The organism is Candidatus Burkholderia verschuerenii (genome assembly GCF_001189365.1).
GTDB lineage: Bacteria > Pseudomonadota > Gammaproteobacteria > Burkholderiales > Burkholderiaceae > Caballeronia > Caballeronia verschuerenii.
In genome coordinates this window covers 1-6,890 of sequence record NZ_LFJJ01000249.1, presented here as the reverse complement: position 1 = coordinate 6,890, position 6,890 = coordinate 1, and the positions used below count along the sequence as shown (strand labels likewise).

Below are 6,890 nucleotides of genomic sequence, written 5' to 3'. Positions count from 1 at the left end.
TTGGCATGCCTCGCCTCACATAACCTCAACTTCCCGAACCGCCCGGTGCGGACCCGCACGCCGGGTGGTGTGGCAGGGTGGTGTGGCAGGGGACCGGCCAGCTTGCTGGCCGCCCCTATGCCGATTGATGCGTCACGCCAAACGGCTTTGCGTATCGCTTGCGGGTGAGACGGTGACGGGTAGTTCGAAGCGGAACGCAGCGCCCGCGCGCCCATCGTCGATCAGGCGAATCTGGCTGCCATGCAATTGCAGCATGCGTTGCACGATCAGCAAGCCGAGCCCGCCACGGCTCGCTCCGCGATGCGTATCGCCGGATATGAAGGGCCGCTGAAAGAGTGCATCGCGCAACTCTGGTGCAATGCCCGACCCGCTATCGCTTACGGTGATCTCGATCTTGTCCGTCGCGTTGACGAGCGATACTTGCACGGTGCCGCCCGCAGGCGTGTGACGAATCGCGTTGTCGAGCAGATTGGTCAGCACCCGTTCGATCATGCCGAGATCCGCGCGGACGCTGGGCAAACGCGGCGCGATTTCCGCCGTCAGGTGCACGCCGCGAGACTGCGCCGCAAGCCCGAATTTTTCGAACACGTCCTGTACGAGATCGGTCAGCGAGAACGGCTCCGCTTCGGGTTGAACCATGCCGTGTTCCAGCCGCGCCAGTTCGAAAAGCGATTGAGCGAGATGGCCGACCTTCGCGCTTTGCGCCAGCGCGATCGACAGATAACGACGGCGGTCAGCATCGGGAAGCGAATCGGCCTTGAGCGACAGCGTTTCCAGATATCCGTGCAGCGACGAAAGTGGCGTGCGCAGATCGTGCGAGATATTGGCGACGAGCTCACGCCGCTCGCGGTCTTGCCGTCCCAACTCGCGCCATTGCTTGCCGATGCGCGCGGCCATCTGCGCAAAGGCGTTTTCCAGCACGACGATTTCATCGCGCTCGTTTTCGCTTGACGCGCGCACGTCCGGCAGCGGTGCAGCGGGTGCGCCACTGGCGTCGAAGCGTCGCATGGCATCGGTCAAGCGCTTGAGCGGTCGCGTGACGAGGCCGAACGCCACCACACCGGCAACGAGTCCCAACAGCGTGACGAGCCCGATCAAAGCGAGCGTCGTGTGCAACACGGCGCTCGCCGATGCCTGCGCCGCGAGCTGATCGTGCTCCTCGCCGAGAAGCACCACATACACGTAACTGAATGGCGGCTTGCCGGGCGCGGCCAGTCGCGCGGCACTGAACACCTTGCGCTTGTCGATGCTGCGCGGATCGTCGCCGAGTATCGGCAAAGCCGCGCCGCTTAAAAATTGCTGCACCGGCGCGAGATCGACGCGCGCGCGCATCAGGTGGCCAGGTGGCGCATCGTCTGCGCGAATACGCCCTGCGTTGTCGAGCAGATATACCTCCACGCTCGGATTGACCACCATCAACTGGCTAAAGAGACGGCGTACGGCGGGCGCGTGGATATCGTTGGCGTCGGCCAGCGCACCATCGCGAGCGATATGGCCTGCGAGGCCGCGCGACAGGCTTTGAATCACTTCCTTTTCGCGCAAGTCGTTGGCCCGAATCTGCAGCCACGCGGACGCGCCGCAACAAGCAAGCAGCAACACGCAGAATACGGCGAAGAGCCGTTGCGAAAGCGTCAATTTCACGATGCGTCGCTCTCGGGCGCGGCGAGTTTATAGCCGTGTCCCCAAACGGTCAGAATACGCCTTGGCTCGGCCGCGTCTTTTTCCACTTTTGCGCGCAAGCGGTTGATATGCGTATTCACCGTATGCTCATATCCTTTATGCCGATAACCCCACACCGAATTAAGCAAATCCATACGCGAAAATACCTTGTCTGGATGCTGCGCAAAGAAATAAAGCAAATCGAATTCGCGCGGTGTCAATTCGATAGCCGCGCCATCGACCCACGCTTCGCGAGAAAGCGGATCGATGGAAATACCCGCGACTTCCACGCGCCCGCTTTCGATACGTGAATTTTTCGCCACGGCATTGACGCGACGCAGCAGTGCCTTTACGCGCGCCACCAGTTCCAGTACGGAAAAAGGCTTGGCGAGATAATCGTCCGCGCCGAGTTCGAGGCCGAGTATGCGATGCACTTCGCTTGAGCGCGCACTCATGATGATGATCGGCGTATAGCGCGTCATTGCACGGGCGCGGCGACAGATTTCGAGGCCATCCACGCCGGGCAGCATCAAGTCGAGGATGAGCGCGTCCCAGCCGCCCCGCTCGAGCAGCCACAGGCCTTCCGCGCCGTCGGCGCTATGCACGACCTGATAGCGCTCGTCGCGCAAATGCAGACTCAGCACGTCGGCGATATGCATGTCGTCTTCGACGATCAGTATGCGTTTGGGTTGATCCATTGTCGAAAGGTGAACATCGTCAGGCGTGGCCGCAAAAATAAACCCCAAAGGCAAAAAACGCGCACTATAGAAGAATCGAAAGCCAATGCGCGAGACATTCTGTCCATTACCCTCGTATTGTGCAGAAAAGCGCGCGGCCAAGTATCACATTTAATTTAACTTTTGGTGAGGACTTGGCGATCCGCGCGCACTTAGGATGCGGTCAATCCACTCGCTGACGAGGACCCGCCATGCAAACCCGACGCCGCTTTCTACTGACAGGAACCGCTGCCGCCGCCGCTAAAGATAATGCGCCACCCGAAACCTTCGAAATCGTGCACAGCGAGGATGAATGGCGCAAGCTGCTAAGCCCGATGCAATTCGACGTGCTGCGTCGAGAAGGCACGGAGCGTCCTTACACCAGCCCGCTCAACGACGAGCATCGCGTGGGCACGTTCTCTTGCGCGGGGTGTCGCCTTGCGGTGTTTTCGTCGCGCACGAAATTCGATAGCCACACCGGCTGGCCGAGCTTTTACGCGCCGATGGAACACGCAATTGCTACGCGCATTGACGGATCGTTCGGCGTGGTACGCACCGAAGTGCATTGTCGCCGTTGCGGCGGACATCTCGGCCATGTTTTCGACGACGGTCCGCAGCCTACCGGCATGCGCTATTGCATGAATGGCGCGGCGATGAACTTTGCTCCGTCCGCATCCTGATGCGCGCCCGATCCCATTTGCTAATGACGACACCATGTTACTCATCATCCTTGCTTATCTCGGCGGTGCGCTGACGATTCTAAGTCCGTGCATTCTGCCCGTGCTTCCGTTCGTGTTTTCACGCGCCGACCAACCTTTCGTCAAGAGCGGCCTGCCCTTGCTTGCAGGCATGGGCATCACTTTCGCCGCCGTGGCGACGCTTGCCGCTGTCGGTGGCGGCTGGGCCACGCAAGCGAATCAATACGGACGTTGGGCCGCTATCGCCTTGCTCGCCGTATTCGGTCTCACGCTGCTGTTACCGCGTCTTGCGGACCGCATCATGCATCCGCTCGTGAGCGCGGGAAATCGCCTGACCGCTTTCGCGCAGCGCGACGGCAAACCGAGCGTCGGTGGTTCGTTCGTACTCGGGATCGCGACGGGATTGTTGTGGGCGCCATGCGCCGGTCCGATTCTCGGACTCGTGCTCACAGGCGCTGCACTCAACGGCGCAAGCGCCAGTACCACGTTTCTGTTGCTCGCTTACGCGGCCGGCGCGGCGACATCGCTTGCCATCGCGGTATTGATCGGCGGACGCGTGTTCGCGGCCATGAAGCGCTCGTTGGGCGCGGGCGAATGGATACGGCGCGGCATCGGCGTGGCGATGCTGGGCGGCGTTGTCGCCATCGCGCTCGGCCTCGATACCGGCGTGCTGGCACGCGTCTCGACCGTGGCGACGGCGGGTCTTGAACAGCACTTCGTCGACAAGCTCGATTATCGCAAAGACGCTATGATGTCGGCGCAAAATACGATGAAGCCTGCCGATACAAACGGCCCCGCTATGATGCGCGCAAGCACGAAACCGTCGGGCCCGGTCAATGCCGCGCCCTTGCCGGTCGAAGGCACCTTGCCGCCGCTCGACGGTGCAGTGCAATGGCTCAATTCGCCGCCTCTGACGCGCGAAGCTTTGCGCGGCAAAGTTGTGCTCGTCGATGTATGGACCTATTCATGCATCAATTGCTTGAGGACGCTGCCGTATGTCAAGGTCTGGGCGCAAAAGTATCGCGACCAGGGACTCGTCGTGATCGGCGTGCACGCGCCCGAGTTCGCCTTTGAGCGCAATGTCGATAACGTCAAGAAAGCGATTCACGATCTCGGCATCGATTATCCCGTCGCGATCGATAACGACTATGCGATCTGGCGCGCCTTGAATAATCAATACTGGCCCGCGCATTATTTCGTCGATGCGCAAGTCAAGATCCGCTATCACCATTTTGGCGAAGGCGACTCCGATCACTCGGAGCATGTGATTCAACAATTGCTTGCCGAAGCCGGTCACGGCGAAGCGCCTTCTGTCGCCAGGCACATGCCTTCCGCAAGCGAAGCCATACAACAAGGCGCGATGATGCAAGCCGACAACGCCGACGTGCGTTCGCCCGAAACCTATATCGGCTACGAACGCGCGGAACAGTTCATGTCGCCCGGCGGCGAAACGCAGAATCGCGTGCATGACTATGCCGTGCCTAAAGCGCTCGATGTGAACGACTGGGGTTTGAGCGGACCGTGGAACGTCGGCGCGGAACACGCGACGCTTGCGGGCAAGTCGGGACGCATCGTTTATCGCTTTCATGCGCGCGATCTGCATTTCGTGCTCGGTCCGTCGAAGGACGGCAAGCCCGTGCGTTTTCGCGTGAGCATCGATGGCGCGGCACCCGGAACATCGCACGGCACGGATGTACAAGCCGACGGCAGCGGCACCGTGACCGAACAACGTCTCTATCAACTCGTGCGTCAGGCAGGACCGGTCAAGGATCGCACGTTCAGCATCGAGTTTCTCGATCCCGGCGTCGAAGCTTATGCATTTACCTTCGGCTGATCGCTAAGTTATTTAAAGGAACCATCATGGCAAAGTATTTCAGCAGGATCGCTCGGATCGCAAGCGTTGCCGCGCTCTCCGCAGGCGCGCTGGTGCTGGTGCGTACCGCTCATTCGACCGAAAGCGCAACCGCGATTCCCGCACCCGTGCGCGATGAAGCCGCTGGCACGACGCATACCGAAACCGCCGTCTTCGCAGGCGGATGTTTCTGGGGCGTGCAAGGCGTCTTTCAGCATGTGCGCGGCGTGAAGGAAGTGATGTCGGGCTACGCGGGCGGCGCAGCCGATACCGCGCAATATGATCGCGTCAGCGAAGGAGACACGGGACACGCGGAATCCGTGCGCGTGACCTTCGATCCGACGCAGGTCTCATACGGACGCTTGCTGCAAATATTCTTTTCGGTCGCGCATAATCCGACCGAATTGAACTATCAAGGCCCGGACCACGGCACGCAATATCGCTCGGCCGTGTTTCCGACTAACGCATCGCAACGCGATGTGGTCAACGCCTATATCGGGCAACTCGATGCCGCGCATGTCTTCAAGCAGAAGATCGTGACCAAGGTGGAAAACTATAAGGGCTTTTATCCGGCGGAAGGCTATCACCAGAATTATTTGACCGAGCATCCGGAAAGCCCTTATATCGCCATCAACGATCTGCCCAAGATCGGCGATCTCAAGCAGATGTTCCCCGCTGTGTATCGCAACGATGCGGTACTCGTGACGGTCGCATCGAAGTAAGCGTCGATCAGGCGGCGCATTCGTCCAGATAGGCATCGAGCCTGCCGAGCACGTCAGGCATATTGCGCTTGCCGAAGCCGATGCGGACATGTGCGTCGCCATGATCGATCAACGTCGACGGCAACAGCAACACGCCGGTGCGTTCCAGCAGATCCGCGCAAAAGCGCTCTGCGTTGCCGAGTTTGAGGCGCACGAAGCCGATCGTGCCCGCGCGCGGCCGATGCCATTCGAAGCGATCGGCGCGGCGCGCGAGGAACGCGTCGAGCACATCTAGGTTGGCGCGCACGATCGCCGTATTGCGATCGAGCAGCGCGTCGGTATGGCGCACGGCGATCTTCGACAGATATTCGCTAGGCGCGCTGTTACTGATGGTCAAATAATCCTTGAACGCGCTCATGCGCGCCAGCACGTTCTTGCTTTGTGTCGCGATCCAACCAAGACGCAAACCCGCCAGTCCATGCGTTTTCGATAACGCGCCCAGCGATACACCGCGCTCGTAGACATCGCACACCGCAGGTAGACGCGTCGCCGGATCATGTTCGAGGCCGCGATACACCTCGTCGCTAAAGAGCCAAAGTCCGTTCCGGCGAGCGAATTCGACGATGGCATCGAACACGTCGCGCGTCGGCACATAGCCGGTCGGATTGTGCGGCGAGCACAGGACGATGGCGCGTGCGTGCGGTGTGAGCATCGCGTCGAGCTCATCGGGATCGAGCGACCAGCCCGATTCTTCGCGCGCAAGCCACGGCGTCACATCGACGCCCATCGCTTGCGCCACTGCATAGTGCGACTGATAACCGGGCATGTGAACAATCAGATGATCGCCCGACGCGAGCATCGAATGCATGAACGAGAAGATCGCTTCCTGCGCGCCGGTATGCACGATAAATCCGTCCGCATCGATGTTTCGATACAGCGTGGCAAGCTCTCGACGCAGCGCCGGATCGCCGGGATATTCCGTATAGCCCAGCCACACGTCGTTCAACCCTTGAATCGATTGGGGCTCGAGGGCGAGCAATTCACCCACCGACATCGACTCCGGATCGGAACTGCATAGCAGATGGCGCGCGATGCGTTCGAGCACCGCGCGTTCTTCCGCAAAACCGCTTTCGCCTTCTAGGCTCTGTTCACATTTGAAGAAATGTGTTTACATCTCATCTTTTGCGTAAGCGATCAAGATGAGTCGAATGTTGCTGACCGATGAGATATGGGGACGACTGGAGTCCATTGTTCCGGGTAAGCC

Annotated in this window: 6 protein-coding genes; 3 read left to right on the top strand and 3 right to left on the bottom strand. The window is 60.2% G+C overall.

From position 1 onward, the window contains the following. Positions 1–132: 132 nt before the first annotated feature. Both BVER_RS26560 and BVER_RS26555 read right to left on the bottom strand, forming a co-directional pair. The gene (locus BVER_RS26560; RefSeq protein ID WP_050455810.1) at positions 133–1,641 is read right to left on the bottom strand and encodes a sensor histidine kinase; all 1,509 of its coding nucleotides are present in this window, start codon (positions 1,639–1,641) and stop codon (positions 133–135) included. After that, positions 1,638–2,357: a response regulator transcription factor gene (locus tag BVER_RS26555; RefSeq protein ID WP_050455809.1), complete on the bottom strand. Its 720-nt coding sequence runs from the start codon at positions 2,355–2,357 to the stop codon at positions 1,638–1,640. Before BVER_RS26555 ends, BVER_RS26560 begins: the two co-directional genes overlap by 4 nt. A gap of 230 nt (positions 2,358–2,587) precedes the next feature. Here BVER_RS26555 and msrB point away from each other — a divergent pair, with 230 nt between their 5' ends. From msrB to msrA, 3 genes are read left to right on the top strand one after another with little or no spacing between them, the layout of a single operon-like run. Then, the gene (msrB, locus tag BVER_RS26550) at positions 2,588–3,055 is read left to right on the top strand and encodes a peptide-methionine (R)-S-oxide reductase MsrB (protein WP_050455808.1); all 468 of its coding nucleotides are present in this window, start codon (positions 2,588–2,590) and stop codon (positions 3,053–3,055) included. A 34-nt stretch (positions 3,056–3,089) separates the two neighbouring features. Next, positions 3,090–4,907, top strand: a complete 1,818-nt coding sequence (locus BVER_RS26545) for a cytochrome c biogenesis protein DipZ (RefSeq protein ID WP_050455807.1) — start codon at positions 3,090–3,092, stop codon at positions 4,905–4,907. A 26-nt stretch (positions 4,908–4,933) separates the two neighbouring features. Beyond that, positions 4,934–5,647 (top strand): peptide-methionine (S)-S-oxide reductase MsrA, encoded by a 714-nt coding sequence (gene msrA, locus BVER_RS26540; RefSeq protein WP_050455806.1) that lies wholly within the window; start codon positions 4,934–4,936, stop codon positions 5,645–5,647. 7 nt (positions 5,648–5,654) lie between these two features. Here msrA and BVER_RS26535 read toward each other — a convergent pair whose 3' ends face one another. After that, complete coding sequence (locus BVER_RS26535; protein ID WP_050455805.1) at positions 5,655–6,731, bottom strand: aminotransferase class I/II-fold pyridoxal phosphate-dependent enzyme; 1,077 nt, start codon at positions 6,729–6,731, stop codon at positions 5,655–5,657. Between the last annotated feature and the right edge of the window lie 159 nt (positions 6,732–6,890).